This is a genomic window from Gammaproteobacteria bacterium, assembly GCA_003696665.1.
In the GTDB taxonomy this organism is placed as follows: domain Bacteria; phylum Pseudomonadota; class Gammaproteobacteria; order Enterobacterales.
The window spans coordinates 1-1,252 of sequence record RFGJ01000586.1; the positions used below are offsets into that span (position 1 = coordinate 1).

Below are 1,252 nucleotides of genomic sequence, written 5' to 3' on the forward strand. Positions count from 1 at the left end.
AAGCTGCCGCTTGATATTGAATTGCGCTACGGGCTTAGCGGCAGCGCTCAGTGGCATATTGGTTGGGATGCCTTCGAAATCAAAAAGAGAAAATGGGGCAAACCACAACCTATTCAGATCAAGCCAGCCCAATTTGAGGTGACCATTGGGGCAGATGACAAGCACACAACGACTGTCGGCAGCTGGGATGGCTGGTCATTGAAAGAGGGTAGTCAGCAAATTGATTTTGGCAGTATCAAAATCGACACAGAAGGACACCGCATCGGCGATTTCGAGCATTTGTGGCTGAATGTTGGTGATGTGGTGTTGGATGGCCTGACGTTAAAAAAGCACGACAAAGAAGTGTTCGCCATGGGACCTATCAAAATACATGGGGATGGTGAGCCGGTTGAGAACAACAAGCGTTTAAACATTTCAAGTGAAGTCACGGTCGATTACGTTAAACAAAAGCAAGACATTGTCTTTAATGACGGTGTGTTCAAACTTTCAATGAAAGGATTAGATGCTGCCAGCCTGAATCGTTTAGCTGGTGTGGCCCGAGAGGCTTATAAAAGCGGCGCATCGAGTAAAGTGGCACAGACGGCGCTTGGCTTGCAACTGATGGGGATTTTGCCTGAAATGGTGTCCAAGGGTTTTACTTTGAGCATCGACGAGCTAAGTGCCGAAGTGATGGGTAACCCGGTGCATTTCACGATGACCGCTGAGATCCAGCAAGGGGCAAATATCATGGCTGGTATGGCAGCGTTGCATAAAGTGTCAGCGGTGGCGGACTGTTCGGTGCCGCGCAAACTGTTGATGATGCTACCCGGCTATAACCCCGAAATGATCGACGCGGTGATTCAGCAGGGTTTTGTTAAGGAAGAAAATGGCGTATTGAAAACACACGCTGAATTCAAAGAGATGACTCTGACATTGAATGGTAAGCCGGTCCCATTGCCAGGGCTGTCCGGAAGCTAAGCATGACCAGCAAGAAAAAAGGCGCCGATGGCGCCTTTTTTCTTGGGGGCAGTACCAGCAAAGCAAGACGAAACTGATCGAAATATATTGCAAATGCAAATGCGAATAGTTAGCATTTATGTTGATGTGCGCAAGAGGTTTGCGTATGGTTCGTCTTGCGGTTTCTTAGGATGTCCTCAGGCAGCTTTTAGAAAACGGATACATTCGAGCCATCCATTTCCGGACGCTGGATGCTGACAGTCATAGATGGGTGCACGCAACATTAATGCAAACCATAGGAGGCCGATGTGACAAC

The 1,252-nt window shown here is 48.2% G+C and carries 1 protein-coding gene; it reads left to right on the forward strand.

Features of this window, described 5'->3' with window-relative positions:
* Window positions 1-957: DUF945 family protein (locus tag D6694_14265; protein RMH35937.1), on the forward strand; the 957-nt coding region annotated here is incomplete at its 5' end.
* Between the last annotated feature and the right edge of the window lie 295 nt (window positions 958-1,252).